At 56.8% G+C, this 18,028-nt stretch carries 16 protein-coding genes; 12 read left to right on the plus strand and 4 right to left on the minus strand.

Annotated features, from left to right (window positions below; genetic code table 11):
- Positions 1-25: 25 nt before the first annotated feature.
- Positions 26-532, minus strand: coding sequence for a competence protein ComK (locus tag RT52_RS15690; RefSeq protein ID WP_245175480.1), 507 nt, complete (start codon positions 530-532; stop codon positions 26-28).
- A gap of 259 nt (positions 533-791) precedes the next feature.
- Here RT52_RS15690 and cspD point away from each other — a divergent pair, with 259 nt between their 5' ends.
- The 12 genes from cspD (at position 792) to RT52_RS15750 (ending at position 14,750) form a co-directional block, all read left to right on the plus strand.
- Entirely contained in the window at positions 792-989 is a 198-nt protein-coding gene (gene cspD, locus RT52_RS15695) for a cold-shock protein CspD (RefSeq protein WP_024370455.1), read from the plus strand.
- A gap of 312 nt (positions 990-1,301) precedes the next feature.
- The gene (gene hpf / locus RT52_RS15700; RefSeq protein ID WP_034803921.1) at positions 1,302-1,862 is read left to right on the plus strand and encodes a ribosome hibernation-promoting factor, HPF/YfiA family; all 561 of its coding nucleotides are present in this window, start codon (positions 1,302-1,304) and stop codon (positions 1,860-1,862) included.
- 140 nt (positions 1,863-2,002) lie between these two features.
- A complete protein-coding gene (gene secA / locus RT52_RS15705; RefSeq protein WP_034815988.1) occupies positions 2,003-4,525 on the plus strand; it encodes a preprotein translocase subunit SecA in 2,523 nt (840 codons plus the stop codon).
- A gap of 54 nt (positions 4,526-4,579) precedes the next feature.
- The gene (gene prfB, locus RT52_RS15710) at positions 4,580-5,680 is read left to right on the plus strand and encodes a peptide chain release factor 2 (RefSeq protein WP_034803918.1); all 1,101 of its coding nucleotides are present in this window, start codon (positions 4,580-4,582) and stop codon (positions 5,678-5,680) included.
- A 61-nt stretch (positions 5,681-5,741) separates the two neighbouring features.
- Complete coding sequence (locus RT52_RS15715; RefSeq protein ID WP_034803916.1) at positions 5,742-6,599, plus strand: YitT family protein; 858 nt, start codon at positions 5,742-5,744, stop codon at positions 6,597-6,599.
- A 107-nt stretch (positions 6,600-6,706) separates the two neighbouring features.
- Positions 6,707-7,039: a cytochrome c551 gene (gene cccB / locus RT52_RS15720; RefSeq protein ID WP_034815991.1), complete on the plus strand. Its 333-nt coding sequence runs from the start codon at positions 6,707-6,709 to the stop codon at positions 7,037-7,039.
- Between the two features lie 90 nt (positions 7,040-7,129).
- Positions 7,130-8,737: a BCCT family transporter gene (locus RT52_RS15725; protein WP_034815993.1), complete on the plus strand. Its 1,608-nt coding sequence runs from the start codon at positions 7,130-7,132 to the stop codon at positions 8,735-8,737.
- A 341-nt stretch (positions 8,738-9,078) separates the two neighbouring features.
- Positions 9,079-9,765 carry a cell division ATP-binding protein FtsE gene (gene ftsE, locus RT52_RS15730; RefSeq protein ID WP_034806846.1) on the plus strand — a complete coding sequence of 229 codons (687 nt, stop codon included), beginning with the start codon at positions 9,079-9,081 and terminating at the stop codon, positions 9,763-9,765.
- The gene (gene ftsX / locus RT52_RS15735) at positions 9,755-10,657 is read left to right on the plus strand and encodes a permease-like cell division protein FtsX (protein WP_034815996.1); all 903 of its coding nucleotides are present in this window, start codon (positions 9,755-9,757) and stop codon (positions 10,655-10,657) included. Before ftsE ends, ftsX begins: the two co-directional genes overlap by 11 nt.
- 23 nt (positions 10,658-10,680) lie before the next feature.
- Positions 10,681-12,063 carry a murein hydrolase activator EnvC family protein gene (locus tag RT52_RS15740; RefSeq protein WP_034815999.1) on the plus strand — a complete coding sequence of 461 codons (1,383 nt, stop codon included), beginning with the start codon at positions 10,681-10,683 and terminating at the stop codon, positions 12,061-12,063.
- A 97-nt stretch (positions 12,064-12,160) separates the two neighbouring features.
- The gene (locus RT52_RS15745; protein ID WP_034816002.1) at positions 12,161-13,573 is read left to right on the plus strand and encodes a S41 family peptidase; all 1,413 of its coding nucleotides are present in this window, start codon (positions 12,161-12,163) and stop codon (positions 13,571-13,573) included.
- A 40-nt stretch (positions 13,574-13,613) separates the two neighbouring features.
- Positions 13,614-14,750: a PDZ domain-containing protein gene (locus tag RT52_RS15750; protein WP_034816005.1), complete on the plus strand. Its 1,137-nt coding sequence runs from the start codon at positions 13,614-13,616 to the stop codon at positions 14,748-14,750.
- 45 nt (positions 14,751-14,795) lie between these two features.
- On the opposite strand, the gene glpK is transcribed toward RT52_RS15750, so the two are convergent.
- The 3 genes from glpK to RT52_RS15765 all read right to left on the minus strand — a co-directional run bounded on the left by glpK (position 14,796) and on the right by RT52_RS15765 (position 18,006).
- Positions 14,796-16,313 (minus strand): glycerol kinase GlpK, encoded by a 1,518-nt coding sequence (glpK, locus tag RT52_RS15755; protein WP_034816007.1) that lies wholly within the window; start codon positions 16,311-16,313, stop codon positions 14,796-14,798.
- Positions 16,314-16,343: 30 nt separating this feature from the next.
- The gene (locus RT52_RS15760; RefSeq protein ID WP_029334585.1) at positions 16,344-17,051 is read right to left on the minus strand and encodes an MIP/aquaporin family protein; all 708 of its coding nucleotides are present in this window, start codon (positions 17,049-17,051) and stop codon (positions 16,344-16,346) included.
- A 118-nt stretch (positions 17,052-17,169) separates the two neighbouring features.
- Positions 17,170-18,006 (minus strand): sulfite exporter TauE/SafE family protein, encoded by an 837-nt coding sequence (locus tag RT52_RS15765; protein WP_034816010.1) that lies wholly within the window; start codon positions 18,004-18,006, stop codon positions 17,170-17,172.
- Positions 18,007-18,028 lie beyond the last annotated feature (22 nt).

Consider the following 18,028-nt stretch of genomic DNA (forward strand, 5'->3'; position numbering starts at 1 on the left):
CTCCCGTCACATGACGGAAGGCAGGTCAAGATTCGAGCACAGGGCTCATGTTCAGTTGTTGGAACCGGGCGACGAGTTCTCCCGTCGCTTTGATTTGATTCTTCAAGACGTACGCGGTCGCGTTCGTCTGAATCCGGCGGCCGTCGGTCGTGACGATGATGCCGTTCGGGTTCCCTTCGACCGTGGCGATTTCACGGACGTGGGACCAGGCGTACCATTCGCAGTCCTCGCGCTTCGGCGATTTCGTCGGGAAGAAGACGAGACCGCTCGTCGGTTCGATGACGACGGGCACTTTCCCTTTGACGCCGGCGACGCGCTTGGCGATGAAGATCCGTTCCTCGATCGAGCTGTTATACTGGCGGCAAGAGAGCTGCAGCAACTGATACGGCCTGAGCGGGGTCGAGATGTCCGTGCCATCCTCGAGAATGATTTGCGACTGCTTCATCATGTCGAAGCAAGGCAAAATCGCCACGGTTCGTTTCGTGATGCGATATTTTTCGTCGGAATAGTAGGGGCGCATACGCTGCACCATCCTCCTCATATTGGATTTTCAGGATCGGCTAAATGTTAGCGGCACAAACCTAAATCATCTCTTCCATGATATATCACAAAAAATGTAAACTCAATATGACAATATGAAAAGTAGGGAAATATAATTCCAATGTAAGCCAAAAAGTAAATCGTTTGCAAAATATTGAGAAAGTGTTTGTCACGCCATCCATAAGGTGGTAAGATTACCGGTAGAGGGAAAGCCTCTGTATTCTTCAATGGTGAAAGGAATGGATTTACACATGGTAGGTAAAGTAAAATGGTTTAACTCAGAAAAAGGTTTTGGATTCATCGAAGTAGAAGGCGGCAAAGACGTGTTCGTACACTTCTCAGCAATCCAAACTGACGGCTACAAATCACTTGACGAAGGTCAAGAGGTAGAGTTTGAAATCGTTGATGGCGAGCGTGGCCCACAAGCGGCTAACGTTGTAAAATTATAATTTCAAACTGAGCCGGCTCTCGCGTAGAGCCGGCTTTTTTGTTTTTCTCACATAACGTCTGACTCGTCAATTTCGCGTTTAAAAATCTGTGGAACGGGTACAAACCTTTATACCAACCGATTCAGCGACGAGACGGATCATTTGGAACAAAATTGTCATTATTTTCTGATGATAACGTTTTCAATGCAAACGAATTCGGGGTATACTAAATATGAGCCACCTGGTTCCACTTTCTTTTCAGAAATGAAGCAGGAGATTCCGTCACATGCGACGAATCATTGGGTCAAGCGGTTATTTTAAGGAGGAGTTCAGATGATTTATAACATTCGCGGCGAAAACATTGAAGTCACACCAGCCATCCAAGACTATGTCGAGAAGAAGCTGGAGAAGTTGACTCGGTATTTCACAACTCCTACGGATGCACAGACGGCTTACGTCAACTTGAAAGTGTACAATGAAAAGCAAAAAGTAGAAGTCACGATTCCGATGCCGAACTTGTTGCTTCGTGCTGAAGAGACGAACCTCGATATGTACGCGGCGATCGACCTTGTCGTCGACAAGTTGGAGCGTCAAATCCGTAAACACAAAACGAAACTCAACCGTAAAGGACGCGCCAAAGAAGGCGGGATCGGCGAGTACTTCAAAGCGCTCGAAGGCCCGGAAGACGTGGCAGTGTATGACGATGAAGAGTCAGAGCTCGAACTCGTGCGGACGAAGCGTTTCACGCTCAAGCCGATGGACACAGAAGAAGCGATCCTCCAGATGGATATGCTCGGCCACAGTTTCTTCGTCTTCTCAGACGCCGAGACGGGCAACACGAACGTCGTCTACCGTCGGAAAGACGGCAAATACGGCTTGATTGAACCAGAATAATCTTAACTCGACTATCACACGGCCTCCCTCGACGGGGGGCCGTTTCGTTTTGCCTTTCCTTGAAAGCGCGGGTCACTTCGGTTAAACTGTACATTAGGGAAAAAACATGCATTTTATAGGAATGCTGAGGAGATATGAGTATGGCGAACTTTTTGAAAGATTTATTTGCTCCACAGAAACGGATATTGAAAAAAGCAGAGAAAGCGGCCGACCTCGTCGAGTCGTTTGCTGAACCGATCAAAGCGTTGTCTGACGAACAGTTGCAGGCGAAGTCTGAAGAGTTCCGCGGTCGTCTCGCGAAGGGCGAGACGCTCGACGACATCCTCCCGGAAGCGTTCGCGGTCTGCCGCGAGGCGTCGGAGCGCGTGCTCGGCATGCGTCACTACCGCGTCCAGCTTATCGGGGGATACGTGCTCCATAACGGCGACATCTCCGAGATGAAGACCGGGGAAGGGAAGACGCTCGTCGCGACGCTCCCAGTTTACTTGAACGCGCTCACGGGCCGCGGCGTCCACGTCGTCACGGTCAACGAATATTTGGCCCGTCGTGACAAAGAGTTGATGGAACCGCTCTACTTCGCGCTCGGCCTCTCGGTCGGCTTGAACGTCTCGAACATGGGACGCGAAGAGAAGCAGGCGGCATACAACTGCGACATCACGTACTCGACGAACAACGAGCTCGGGTTCGACTATTTGCGCGACAACATGGTCCTCTACAAGGAAGACCGCGTCCAGCGCGAACTTTACTTCACGATCGTCGATGAAGTCGACTCGATTCTCGTCGATGAGGCGCGTACTCCGCTCATCATCTCGGGATCGGCCCAGAAGTCGACCGAGCTCTACACGCGCGCCGATGCGTTCGTCCGCACACTGAAAGTCGAGGACGACTACACGGTCGACGTGAAGACAAAATCGGTCCTCCTCACGGACAAAGGGGTCGACCTCGCCGAGAAGTTCTTCGGCATCGACAACTTGTTCGCGATTGACCACGTTTCGGTCAACCACCACGTCGGCCTCGCCCTCCGTGCGAACGCGGTCATGCACCACGACGTCGACTATATGATCCGTGACGGCCAAGTCATGATCATCGACCAGTTCACGGGCCGCGTCATGGACGGACGCCGTTACTCTGAAGGGTTGCACCAGGCAATCGAGGCGAAAGAAGGCGTCGAGATTCAACGCGAATCGATGACGCTCGCGACGATCACGTACCAGAACTACTTCCGCATGTATGAGAAGCTCGCCGGGATGACCGGTACGGCGAAGACGGAGGAAGAAGAGTTCCGGAACATCTACAACATGCAGGTCGTGACGATCCCGACGAACAAACCGATTCTCCGTCAGGATAGCTCCGACCTCATCTTCAAGTCGATGGAAGGCAAGTTCAAGGCGGTCGTCGAAGAAATCACGGCAGCGCACGCGACAGGCCAACCGGTGCTCGTCGGGACGGTCGCGGTCGAGACGTCTGAATACTTGAGCAAGCTCCTCTCGAAGAAGAAGATCAAGCATGAAGTGTTGAACGCGAAGAACCACGCCCGCGAGGCCGAAATCATCGAGAACGCCGGTCAAAAAGGCGCGGTCACGATCGCGACGAACATGGCCGGACGCGGAACCGACATCAAGCTCGGAGAAGGCGTCATCGATCTCGGTGGTTTGTATATCATCGGGACGGAACGTCACGAGTCACGCCGGATCGACAACCAGCTCCGTGGTCGTGCCGGTCGTCAAGGGGACCCGGGTAAATCCCAGTTCTACTTGTCGCTCGAAGACGAACTGATGCGCCGTTTCGGTACCGACAGCCTCCAGAGCATGATGGAGCGTCTCGGGATGGACGACACGCAACCGATCGAGAGCCGCATGGTCTCGAAAGCCGTCGAGTCGGCCCAAAAACGAGTCGAAGGGAACAACTACGACGCGCGGAAACAGCTCCTCGGTTACGATAACGTCATGGCCGACCAACGGAAGGTCATGTATAAGGACCGGGCCAGCATCCTCGAGAACGAGTCGGTGTCTGACATCGTCCGTTCGATGATGCAAGACACGGTCGAGGCCGGCGTGGCGCAGTATACGCCGCTCGAGCTCGTGCCGGAAGAATGGAACATCGACGAGCTCGCGCACTGGGCGAACCAGACGCTCGCGCTCGAGAATTCGGTCGAAGGGAAAGACTTCTTCGGCAAGGAACGCGAAGAGATCACCGAACTTCTTCTCGAGCGCACGAACGCGCAGTACGAGGCGAAACGTCAACTCGCGCCGCCAGAGCGGTTCAACGAGTTCGAGAAGATCATCGTCCTCCGTGCCGTCGACTCGCACTGGATGTCGCACATCGACCATATGGACCAGCTCCGCCAAGGGATTCACTTGCGCGCTTACGGTCAGAACGACCCGCTCCGCGAGTATCAGGCGGAAGGGATCAACATGTTCGACGCGATGAACGCGGCCATCTCGGAAGAAGTGACCGGATTCGTCCTTCGCGCCGAGGTCGGCGACAACCTCCGTCGTGAGAAAGTCGTCGAAGAAGAAGTGGCCGTCTCTGGCAAGGACGACGCCCCGGTGAAGAAGAAGCCGGTCCGTCGCACCGAAGACCAACGTCTTGGCCGCAACGACCCGTGCTGGTGCGGATCGGGCAAGAAGTTCAAGAACTGCCACGGTAAACAACAAGCTTGATTTTTTAAGAGGCGAGCCTGCTCGCCTCTTTCCTACGGAAAGGTGATACACACTATGGAAATTTCAGATATTCGGAACGAACTCGAGGCGATGGCCAAACGCCTCGACAACTATAAGGCTTCCCTCAACTTGACGGAGAAGCAGGCACGTATCGCCGAGCTCGAGAACGAGATGACGTACCCGGACTTCTGGGACAGCCAAGAGAAGGCGCAAAAAGTCATCGACGAATCGAACGGCTTGAAAGCGATGGTCGACAAATATCAGGCGCTCGCCGACGGACATGAGGACGGCGAAGTGACGCTCGAACTCATCAAGGAAGAGCCGGACGCCGAGATGCAGCAAGAGCTCGCCGAGATGGTGACGGAGCTGAAAGGTCAATTCGACGAGTTTGAGCTCGAGATCCTCTTGAACGGGCCGTATGACGCGAACAACGCCATCCTCGAGCTTCACCCGGGAGCCGGCGGGACCGAGTCGCAAGACTGGGCATCGATGCTCCTTCGCATGTATCAGCGCTTCGCCGACAAGCAGGGTTGGAAAGTCGAGACGGTCGACTACCTTCCGGGCGAGGAGGCCGGCGTCAAGTCGGTCACGCTCCGCATCGTCGGGCACAACGCCTACGGGTACTTGAAAGCGGAGAAAGGGATTCACCGTTTGGTGCGCATCTCGCCGTTCGACTCGTCAGGCCGCCGTCACACGTCATTCGTCTCATGTGACATCATGCCGGAGTTCGATGACGACATCGAAGTCGACGTGAAGACCGAAGACCTCCGCATCGACACGTACCGCGCGTCAGGCGCCGGCGGTCAGCACATCAACACGACCGACTCGGCCGTCCGGATCACGCACGTGCCGACGGGTGTCGTCGTCTCGTGTCAGACCGAGCGCTCACAGATCAAGAACCGTGAGTCGGCGATGAAGATGCTTAAGGCGAAACTTTATCAACGCGAGCTCGACGAGCAGCAACGTAAGCTCGACGAGATTCGCGGCGAGAAGACGGACATCGGCTGGGGTAGCCAAATCCGTTCGTACGTCTTCCACCCGTACGCGATGGTCAAAGACCACCGGACGAGCTATGAAGTCGGGAACACGGGCGGCGTCATGGATGGGGACATCATGGGCTTCATCGACGCGTACCTCCGCAAGACAAATATGTGATGCATGTGGCTCAAAGACCGATGTCTTTGGGCCACGTTGTATGTAGAGGAGAAAACCTTTAATGAAGCAAATCGTCAAAGACTATATGTATTTACTGACCGGGTCCGTCTTCGTCGCCTCGGCGTTCAGCTTGTTTCTACTCCCGAACAACCTCGCCTCGGGCGGCGTCAGCGGGATCTCGATCATCACGTACGAGCTGTTCGGCATCTCGCCGGGGGCGTTCCAGCTCGTGGCGAACGTGCTCCTCCTCGTCATCGGCTGGATGATCCTCGGGCTCGGCTTCGGCGTCAAGTCGCTCGTCGGCTCGATCTTCTTGCCGGGCGTGATCTTGTTCTATGAGTTGATTGACGCCGGTGCCGCAGTGAACGATACGTTGCTCGCGGCCGTGTTCGGCGGGGCGGGCGTCGGGATTGGCCTCGGCCTCATCTTCCGGGGGCGCGCCTCGACGGGCGGGATGGACTTGATCGCGCAGATCCTACATAAGTTCACGCACATCCCGCTCTATCTGTGTATCGCCATCCTCGACGGGGCGGTCGTCCTCGTCGCGGCGGTGACGTTCTCGTTCACGACGGGACTGTATGCGCTCATCGCGCTTTTCATCACGATCAAGATGATCGACTTCGTCCAGCTCGGCTTCACGCAAGACAAGATGGCGTACGTCATCTCGGAGAAGCGTGACGTCATCACGCGGGCCGTCTTCGACGAGCTCGACCGCGGGGCGACTGAGATTCAGGCGATTGGGGCCTACTCGCGACTCGACCGACCGATGCTCCTCGTCGTCGTCCGGCAGAATGAGGTGAGCCGGTTGAAGGAGATTATCCGTCGCATCGATCCCGACGCGTTCCTCGTCTTCAGCGAGGCGCACGAGGTAATGGGGCAAGGGTTCACGTCGGACAAACGCTACATCAACGTGCCGTAAGATGTGTAATCTTTGTGTACTTTTCATGAGATTAGGTTAGAAAGCGCTTCAGAACGGCTATAATGGTAATTGTAGGTTATTTCTACAACTTAGGAGGGGAACCCTATATGAAGAAGTGGATGATGGCCATCGGCCTCGGCGCCATGCTCACGCTCGGTGCGTGCGGTGGCGGCGACGAGGAAGACACGTCAGGCAACGATTCGGGGACGACGACAGGCTCGATTGACGCGGAAGCGGTATACGCGCAAAACTGTGCGGCTTGTCACGGCGCGAACTTAGAAGGGATGAGCGGTCCGGCTTTGACAGACGTCGGGGCACGCTTGTCGGCTGAAGACATCGAAGGAATCATTCGAAACGGTCAAGGAAATATGCCTGCGAACGTTATCCAAGATGACGACGAGATCGCAGCCGTTGCGGCTTGGCTCGCTGAGAAGAAATAATACGGAGACCACGGGGCGACCCGTGGTTTTTTGTTTCGTCGCGATGAAATGTTGGTAAAAAAGAATAACAACTTCAAGGGGTGGGGTACATTGAAAACGAAATTGATTGATTGGCCCACGTTCATCGGCGCGTTCTGCCTATTGCTCGCGGTGACGCTGCCGCTCGTCTTGTTCCCGGAGACGGGCAGGACATGGGTCGGGGTAGCGAACACGTTCATGACCCAAAACTTCGGGATGCTGTACTTGGCGATGGGACTCGGCGCGTTCGGGTTTTTGATTTTTGTCGCCTTCAGCAAGAACGGCCACGTCAAGCTCGGGCGCGAAGACGAGGAGCCGGAGTTCAGCACGTTCTCGTGGGCGGCGATGCTGTTCGCGGCCGGGATCGGCTCGAGTATCCTCTACTGGTCGGTCATCGAGTGGGTGTACTACTATCAAGGGCCTCCGTTCGGCGTCGAACCGGAATCGACCGAGGCCATTCAGTGGGCGACGGCGTACGGGATGTTCCACTGGGGTCCGATCGCCTGGGCGATCTATACGCTCCCGGCGCTCCCGATTGCATACTTCTTTTACGTCCGGCGCAAGTCCGTACTCAAAGTGAGCGAGGCGGTCCGGCCTGTCATCGGCAAATGGGCGGACGGTCCGGTCGGGAAGCTGATTGACATCTTGTTCATCTTCGGCCTGCTCGGCGGGGCGGGGACGACGCTCGCCCTTGGCACGCCGATGATCGCCGAAGGAGTGAACGAAATCACCGGCATCCCGGTGACGCTCGGCATGCAGGCGGTCATCATGCTCGTCTGCACGGTCATCTTCGCCGTCAGCTCGTACGTCGGGTTAAAGCGCGGCATCAAAGTGCTCAGTGACTTGAACATTTGGCTGTCGCTCTCGATTCTCGCCTTCGTCCTCATCCTCGGGCCGACGCGCTTCATCCTCGAGACGACGTTCAACGCCGTCGGCATCCTGCTCGACAACTTCTTCAAGATGGCGACGTGGATGGAACCGTTCGGGAACCTCGGCGGATTCACCGAGACCGGCTTCCCGGAAGCATGGACCGTGTTCTACTGGGCGTGGTGGCTCGTCTATGCGCCGTTCGTCGGACTGTTCGTCGCCCGCATCTCACGCGGTCGGACGATTCGCGGGATGATCATCGGGACGATGGTATATGGGACGTTCGGTTGTATCCTCTTCTTCGGAATTCTTGGGAATTTCGGGCTTTATCTCCACTTGAGCGGCGCGTTCGATGTCATCGGTTATATGGATACGTACGGACCGGCTGCGACGATTATCGCCATCATCGGGCAGCTGCCGTTCGGCAAGGTCGTCGTCGCCGTGTTCACGTTCCTCGCCATCATCTTCCTCGCGACGACGTTTGATTCATCCTCATATATTTTGGCATCGGTGACACAAAAGTATGTCGAAGGGGAGCCGGCGGCTTGGAATCGTTTGTTCTGGGCGTTCGCGCTCTGTATCATGCCGCTTACCCTCATGTTCCTCGGGGGACTCGACACGCTCCAAACGGCGAGCATCGTCGGCGGGTTCCCGCTCATCTTCATCATGCTACTGCTCGCCTGGTCGTTCATGCGTGTGTCGAGTAAGGACATCCGCGCCTCGGACGAGTACGAATCGCCGACAATCCACATCAAGTACCGAAAGAAAAAGCGGTCGCCGTTCGATGCGTTGAAAGACCAACCCCCTGAGTAAAATCGGAAGGCGTCCTCATTACAGGACGCCTTTTTTGAACCGCGATTTCAGTAAATATGACGAATGCGTGAAGTAAGCATTCGATGTGACAATTTCCCACCGTGCGCCCTCCAACTGAAACACTCCTGTAATGGTGTTTTAAAAAACCGATTGATATAATGGTAGCGCTCCTTGTCCTGTCTTCGGTCTAATTGACTAGGGCGTGGGTACGAGCAACGTGCCTTGACAGCACGTTCTGTTTCCTGTAGAACAGAGGCTAGACGAAAAATATACAGTTACTAAAACAATGAAACTTCGTCATAGATGCATGAAAAATATTTAAAAAGGGTAGGGAATACGTTATGATTTCGATGCAAAAAGTCAGTAAAGTATATCCGAACGGCGTCGTCGCCGTCGATGATCTCGACATAGAAATCCAAGACGGCGAGTTCCTCTACGTCGTCGGACCATCCGGCGCCGGGAAATCGACGTTTATGAAAATGATTTATCGGGAGGAGAAGCCGTCGAGCGGTCAATTGTTGATTGACGGCATCGATGTCGGCAAGCTGAAGAATCGCCACGTGCCGAAACTTCGCCGCCAACTCGGCGTCATCTTCCAAGATTTTAAGTTGTTGCCGTCGCTCACCGTGTACGAGAACGTCGCCTTCGCCCTCGAGGTCGTCCAAGCCGACACGAATACGATGCGCAAGCAAGTGATGGACGTGTTGAACCTCGTCGGGCTCAAAAACAAGGCCCGCAACTATCCGGACGAACTGTCGGGTGGGGAACAGCAGCGCGTCTCGATCGCCCGCGCGATCGTCAACAAGCCGAAGCTCATCATCGCCGATGAGCCGACCGGGAACTTAGACCCGGACACGGCGTGGGGCATCATGGAAGTATTTGAAGAGATTCACCGCCGCGGTGCGACGATCGTCATGGCGACACACAACCGTGACATCGTCGATAAGATTCGCCATCGCGTCATCGCGATTGAGAACGGGAAAGTCGTCCGCGATGAAGAGAAAGGAGCGTATGGCTATGATATTTAAAAGTGGACTCCGCCACTTACGGGAAGGGTTCAAAGGAACACTTCGCAACGGGTGGATGACGTTTGCGGCCATCAGTGCCGTCACCATCACATTGTTACTCGTCGGGATTTTCGCGCTCGTCATGTTCAACGTCAATGAGATCTCACAAAACGTCGAGAACGACGTCGAGATTCAAGTGTTCGTCACACGGACCGCCGAAGAGGCGGACGTCGAACAGCTCGGACAAAACATCGAACAGATTCCTGGTGTCGCCGAAGTCACGTTCAGCTCGAAAGACGATGAGCTCGAGAACTTCCGCAACCAGTTAGGGGAAGACGCGAACGCATACGGTGCGGTCGAGAAGGACAACCCGCTCCACGACCGTTACATCGTCAAGGCGTCAGACCCGCTCGAGACCGAACAAGTCGCCGAGGTGGTGCAGTCGCTTGAGAACGTCGATAGAGTCACATACGGACAGGACTATATCGACAAGATGTTCGCGTTCTTCAACGGGATTCGCATCGGCGGACTCGTATTGATCGTCGGGCTCACGCTCATGGCGATGTTCCTCATCTCGAACACGATCAAGATGACGATTTTCTCGCGTCGCCGCGAGATTGAGATCATGCGTCTCGTCGGGGCGAAAAACAGCTTCATCCGCTGGCCGTTCTTCATCGAAGGACTCCTCCTCGGTGTGCTCGGCGCGCTCATCCCGATCGCCGTCGTCTACTTCGGCTACGATGTCGCATATAGTGCTTTACAACCATCGCTAGATCAATTGAATGGTGATATATTTAAGTTGATTGATCCATCGACGCTCACGACGCAAGTGTCACTCGTCTTGTTGGCACTCGGGGCGTTCATCGGGATCTGGGGATCGACGACATCGCTCGGTCGATTCTTGAAAGTCTAACTTAGATAAGGGGGAGTTGGCGGATGAAACGTTCGCTTGCGCTTGGGTTATGTATGACGTTACTTGCCGCGCCGGTCATGGCGACGGAGAAAGAGACGTTACGGGAACGACAAGATCGTCTATCCAAACAGCTAGAGGCATCCAAGAAAGCGCAAGCCGAGACGGACGCCGAGCTTGACATCACCGAGGCGGAGCGTGACGCGGTCTTGACCGAGGTGAAGGCCGTCAACGAACGGCTCGATAGCCTCAGTGAACAGATTGCCGTCCAGCAGGCTGAAGCCGACGCGGCCCGCACCGAGCTCGAGACGACACGCCGCCAACTCGCTGCCCAAGAGCAGTACCTCCAAGGCCAGAAGGCGCTCCTCAGTGAGCGTCTTCGTGTGCTTCAAGTAAACGAGGACCGGTCCTATCTCCAAGTCATCTTCGAATCCCGCACGTTCGGGGATTTCGTCACGCGTCTCATGACGGCGCAGTCGATCGCGGAGCAGGACCGGGACCTCATACATAGCTTCATGGAAGAAGTCGAGCGGCTCGAGTCGCTCGAGACGACGCAACGGACCCAGCTGTCGTTCGTCAAACAAAAAGAGCGTGAACTCGTCATCACGAAGCAGGCGCTCGACCGTGCAGCCGAGGAGAAGCAGTCGCTCCTTTCCGAACTAAACGAACAAGTCGAGCTACTCGAGCTCGAACAGATGACGCGCGAGGAAGAACAGGCGCTCATGGACGAACAGCGCCGCATCATCGCCGGTCAGCTCGAGGCGATTGCAACCGCCGAACGCGAGGCGGCCGAAGCGGAAGCGAGACGACAAGCGGAAGCGAAAGCAGCAGCCGAGGCACAGGCGAAGGCGGACGCCCAAGCGAAGGCAGATGCAGAGGCGCGAGCACGCCAAGAAGCCGAGGCGAAAGCGAAGACGGAGTCGTCGCCGGGCACAGCACGTGTCGCGCCACCGGTTCCGCCAGTCGAAGCGGCTGAGAACGTGACGCAACCTGTGTCGACGTTCGTCCGTCCCGTCTCCGGGTACGTCTCGAGCCGGTTCGGCCCGAGGGCGAACCCGCTCACCGGGGCGCCGGAGTCGCATCGCGGCATCGACATCGTCAACGCGACCGGCACGCCCATCGTGGCGGCGGCACCCGGCATCGTCATCAAGGCGGCGCCGGCGACGGGCTACGGCAACGTCGTCTTTGTCTCGCACGTGTTAGGCGGCCAAGTGTGGACGACGGTGTACGGCCATCTCGACTCAATCACGGTCACACCGGGCCAGACGATCGCGGCCGGCCAGACGGTCGGAACGCTCGGCAACACGGGCTGGTCGACGGGGCCGCACTTACATTTCGAACTTCACCGTGGCGAATGGGCCCCGGGGCAACCGAACGCGGTCGACCCAGGTCCTTATATCGGCTATTGACGGAGAGACGCGTCCCAAATGTGTGGAACGCGTCTTTTCTTCTAAACTTTTTGCTATACTGAATGAAAGACTGATCAAGAGAAATGAGGGACTACCCGTGAAAAATTCAACCGCTGGACTACTCGCCGGCGCCACGTTCGTCGCTGGGGCCGGTGCAGGGCTCGCGACGATGGCGTTTACCGATACGACTGCTCTTCCGACCGCCATCCAACCGCGGAGCGAGGGCTGGGACAAAGTCGAACAAGTGCGCAAGCTCATCGAGGCCCACTCACTTAAAGATATATCAGACGAAGCGCTCCTCATCGGGGCGCTCGACGGGATGACCGCCGCCCTCGACGACCCGTATTCGGACTTCCTCGACGCGGAAGAGACGTCGCAATTCACCGATTCGATTGAGTCGAGTTTTGAAGGAATCGGCGCGACTTTGGAGAAGAAAGGAGAAGACATCTTAATCGTCGCTCCAATCAAAGGCGCTCCGGCCGAAGCGGCCGGACTCCGTCCAGGGGATGTCATCACGGCCGTCGACGGCGAGTCGATTGAAGGGATGGCCGTCGAAGAGGCGGTGCGTCTCATCCGCGGAGAGAAAGGGACCGTCGTCACGTTGACGATTCGCCGCGGCGGGCAAGAGGCCGACTATGAGATCACGCGGGACACGATTCCAATCGAGACGGTGACGTCAGAGGTGAAGGAAGAAGCGGGCAAGAAGATCGGCTATCTGCAAGTGACCCAGTTCTCCGAACCGACCGACGACGAATTTTTGGAACAGCTCGAGGAACTCGAGAGTCAAGACATTGATAGCCTCATCATCGACGTGCGCGGAAACCCGGGTGGCCTGTTGCCGTCCGTCATCACGATGGTCGAAGGGTTCGTCCCGACGGACACGCCTGTCGTCCAAATCGAGGACGCCAACGGGGAGCGTGAGTCGCAGAGCGGCCGCGCCCGTGAGGCGAAGCCGTACGGCCTTTTCGTCTTGACGGACGAAGGCTCGGCCTCGGCGTCGGAGATTCTTGCCGGTGCGCTCAAAGAAGGGGCCGGGGCGACCGTGATCGGCAACAAGACGTTCGGCAAGGGCGTCGTCCAGACGGCGTTCGATTTGGCGGACGGCAGCAACTTGAAGCTGACGACGAGCAAATGGCTCACGCCGGACGGCAACTGGATCAACGAGAAAGGCATCGAACCGGACATCGAAGTCAATCAACCGGACTATTTCAGCGTCAACCGCATCCTCGCCGAGGCGGACACGCTCGAAGTCGGCGACTACGGCGATTCGGTCTCGAACTTGCATACCGTCTTAGAAGGCCTCGGCTACGAGCCGGGCGGACAGGCGGGCTATTACGGCGATACGATGGCGCGGGCCGTCTCCGCTTTCCAAGAAGACAACAACTTGACGGCGGACGGAATCGTCAACGAGGAGACGGCATCGGCGCTCGAATCACGTCTACTTGAAGTCATTCAAGACGAGGCGAACGACGCCCAGTTGAACCGTGCGCTCGAAGAAGCCGCAAAATAAGGATTAGGGAAAGGATTGGACACGTGTGGACGTTCTACGAATGAGTGTACTCGCTTTATTGACTTTGATTGGTAGTCCGCTGCTCTGGGTGACGCTCGTCGCCCTCGCTTACATATCCATGACACGCATCAAACGGGAACGGGCGATGTTCCGCTCACGCCGGCGCCCGCCAAAATCGGACTGGATTCATTTCGTCTGGCCAAGCCTTCTGCTCGGCGTGCTCGCCTCGGTCGCGACCGTCTGGCTCGAGACGACGGTCAACGTCGAATGGCTCGTCACGTTCACCGTCCTGTACGCCCTCGTCGTCTTGACGATGCATCCGCGCTTCGTCAGCCCGGCGTTCCCGCTCCTCGTCATGCTCGCGGCCGTGTCGCTTCGTGACGTCATCTCGTTCGGACCGCTCGACGAGACGGTCGCTCAGCTCGCCGAGGTCGGTTGGCCGGTGTATGCGCTCGTCTTCGGCGTCGTCACGCTCGCCGAGGCGGTCTTGCTACGGTGGAACGGGAACGTCGAGACGTCGCCGACGCTCATCTTGTCGAAACGTGGTCAATTCATCGGCGGTCACGTCGTCAAACGACTCTGGTTCTTCCCACTCGTCGTCTTCTTGCCGCCGTCGTTCGGGTTCGACGGGATGGTCCCAGTCATCCTACCGATTCCAATCGGGGTGAGCCTCTTGTCGACCGGGGCGTTGCCACGGACGCTCCTCGGAAAGTTGAGCACGTATCGCGGCATCCTTGCCGTCATCGCGCTCGGTCTGTTCGGAGCGTCTTACGCACTTGACGTGCCGTACGCCGGTTACGTCTTGATCGCGCTCTATGTATTGTATGAGCTCGCGTTACAGCTCATCAAACGTGAGAACCGGGCGACGACGCCGGTGTTCATCAACGGCAACCGTGGGGCGGTCATCGTCGACACGCTCCCGGGTTCGCCAGGGGAAGCGATGCAACTCATCCCGGGCGAGTCGATTTATAAAGTGAACGGGACGGTCATCACGGGCGGGAGCAGCTTCTATGAGGCGCTCCAGCTTCATAAACCGTACATCAAGCTCGAGGTACTCAACTTGAACGGGGATATCCGGTTCGTCCAGCGGGCGATGTATGAAACCGACCCGCATGAGCTCGGCATCTTGTTCGTCGGGGAGCCGATGAGCCCGCGGCTACGTCTGCGCAAGTTATGAATGCTCGAAAAAAGGGAGCCTCCGCGGAGGCTCCCTTTCGTGTGCTTACGATTCAAGTTTCGATGGTTTGAAGCCCATCGTCGCTTCGACGGCGTGTTGCCAGCCTTTGTAAAGATTTTCGCGGTGCGACTCGTCCATGCTCGGTTCGAACTGTTGGTCGAGTTTCCACTGTTGCTTGATTTCCGCTTGGTCTTTCCAGAATCCGACGGCAAGACCGGCGAGGTAGGCGGCCCCGAGTGCCGTCGTCTCGCTCACTTCCGGCCGCTCGACCGGGACGTCCAAGATATCAGCCTGGAACTGCATGAGGAAGTTGTTGTTGACCGCGCCACCATCGACACGGAGCGTTTTCAACTCGATTCCTGAGTCTTGTTCCATCGCCGTCAAGACGTCACGCGTCTGATAGGCGAGCGACTCGAGCGTCGCCCGGACAAAGTGTTCTTTCTCGGTACCGCGCGTCAGGCCGAAGATGGCACCGCGCACGTCCGAGTTCCAATACGGGGCACCGAGCCCGACGAAGGCAGGGACGACGTAGACGCCGTCTGTCGTCTCGACACGGTTCGCGTATTGCTCCGTGTCTTTCGCTGACTTGAGCATCCGGAGCCCGTCGCGCAGCCATTGGATGGCCGAACCGGCGACGAAGATCGATCCTTCGAGCGCATACTCGACTTTCCCATCGTAGCCCCAGGCGATCGTCGTCAACAGGCCATGGTCCGATTTGACGGCTTCCTCGCCCGTGTTCATGAGCATGAAGCAACCCGTGCCATACGTGTTTTTCCCTTCGCCTGAATCGAAGCACGCTTGCCCGAACAAGGCGGCCTGTTGGTCACCGGCAGCGCCGGCGATCGGTACTTCGAAGCCGAAGAAGTGGTACGGGATCGTATGGGCGTACACTTCACTCGATGGCTTGACTTCCGGGAGCATCGATTTCGGTACAGTGAGGATGTCGAGGAGCTCGTCATCCCACTTCTGCTCATAGATGTTGTACATGAGCGTACGTGACGCGTTCGAGTAGTCGGTGACGTGGGCGTGGCCGCCGGAAAGTTTCCAGATGAGCCACGTGTCGATCGTCCCGAAGAGGAGCTCGCCATTGTCCGCTTTCTCACGGGCGCCGTCGACGTTGTCGAGGATCCATTTCACTTTCGTCCCTGAGAAGTAGGCGTCGATCAATAGCCCCGTCTTGTCACGGAACAAATCGGCGTGGCCCGCTTCTTTCAGTTCGTCACAAATGTCGGCCGTTTGACGCGATTGCCAGACGACGGCGTTATAGACCGGACGTCCCGTCTCTTTTTCCCACACGACGGCTGTTTCCCGTTGGTTCGTGATTCCGATGGCCGCGATCTCTTTTGGATCGATATCAGCCGACCCGAACGCCTCGGCCATGACGGCGAGGACAGAACCCCAAATCTCGTTCGCGTTATGCTCGACCCAGCCTGGTTTCGGGAAGTATTGTTTGAACTCACGTTGCGCCGTCGTGACGATTTTCCCGTGATGGTCGAAGATGATGGCCCGTGAGCTTGTCGTTCCTTGGTCAAGTGCTAAGATATAACGTTTTTCTTTCTCCATATGAGAGTGCCTCCTTAGAAATTAGAAAGATTATGGGACGAGAATGCCATAGACGAGGGCGGCGATGACCGCCCCGATGATTGGTCCGACGACCGGAATCCATGAATAGCCCCAGTCCGACGTCCCTTTGCCTTTGATTGGAAGAATCGCATGCGCAATCCGCGGCCCGAGGTCACGTGCCGGGTTGATGGCATATCCCGTTGTACCACCAAGTGAGAGACCGATCGAGACAACGAGGAAACCGACGATGAGCGGATTCAAGCCGTCCGTGAACGTGTTGGCCCCGAATGACAAAATTCCGAAGACGAGAACGAACGTACCAATGATTTCCCCGATCAAGTTGAACGGCGTGCTACGAATCCCTGGTGCGGTCGAGAAGGTGGCCAGTTTGGCACCCGGATCGTCGGTCACATCATAGTGCGGTTTGTAGTGCACGAACACGAGGACGGCCCCGATGAACGCCCCGATAAACTGTGCCAAGATGTAGGCTGGCACATCAGCCCAAGGGAATGAGCCTGCTGTCGCTAGCCCGACCGTGACGGCAGGGTTCAAGTGCGCCCCTCCGTAGATTCCGGCTGCGTATACCCCGATCATAACGGCGAAGCCCCAACCGAACGTGATGACGACCCAACCTGCGTTCTCCGCTTTCGAATGACGGAGGACGACGCCGGCGACGACACCGTTACCGAGCAAGATGAGTAGCATTGTACCAATAATTTCGCTGACGAATGCTGACATGTGATACTCCCCTCTCCCATATTGAATTTTGACTTACCACTTCATTATATCCCCCAATTGAAAGCGCTTCAAAACAAAGATATTCAAAAAAACCACTTTTTTATTTTCAAAGTGGCTTTCACTTGGTAAAACGCCCGATGAAATCGGCGGTGATACCGACGATAAAAACGAAAAGGACGCCTAGACTCATATACGTGAACGGCATCCAAAGTTGCGTCATCAAGTCGAGTGTGATCGAGACGATGACCACGCCATACAACAAGGCGAGGCGGCGTGAAATCTCTTTCTCACGATAACGGCTCGTCACCGTCGCGCCGAGCGGGGCCCCGATGAACGCGCCGAGGATGAGCGCGGCCGGGACAAGGAAGTCGAGCGTGAGCGACGGCAAATAGCTGACGAGTCCTCCGAACGCGATGAACAAGACGGCGGCGAGGCTCGTCCCGACAGCCCGGTGCGTCGAGTAGCCGAGCCAGCTGACGAGGAGCGGGACGATGATGAAGCCGCCGCCGATGCCGAGGAGCGCAGACAACAGCCCGGCGATCGCCCCGATGACACCCGCGGCGACGGTCGTGTTTTCTTTCGGTCGGCGTTTCGATGTTTTCTTTAAGAGCGTAACGGCAAAATAAGATAGGATAGCGAGATAGAACACGTTCAGCAGCCAATCACTCGTACCGGAGAAGGCGAGGACGAGCCGGCTCGACAGTTGGGCCGTCACGGCACCAGTCAGTCCGATGAGGAGCCCGGTCGTCCAGGAGACGTTGCCGAGCGACGTATGCCGCTTCGCACCGGCGAGGCTCGTGCCGACGACGAAGAGCAGAGACGTCGCGACCGCCTCGGCCGCCGTATAACCGCTGAACAACAGCACCGGGACGATGATGACCCCGCCGCCGATGCCGAAGAACCCGGACAAGGCGCCGACGACGGCGCCGAGCGGGATGAAGAGGAGAGACCACATGTCGACCAACTCGTTTCTACAT

The sequence above is a fragment of the Exiguobacterium alkaliphilum 12/1 genome (assembly GCF_000714435.1).
Classification (GTDB): Bacteria; Bacillota; Bacilli; order Exiguobacteriales; family Exiguobacteriaceae; genus Exiguobacterium; species Exiguobacterium alkaliphilum.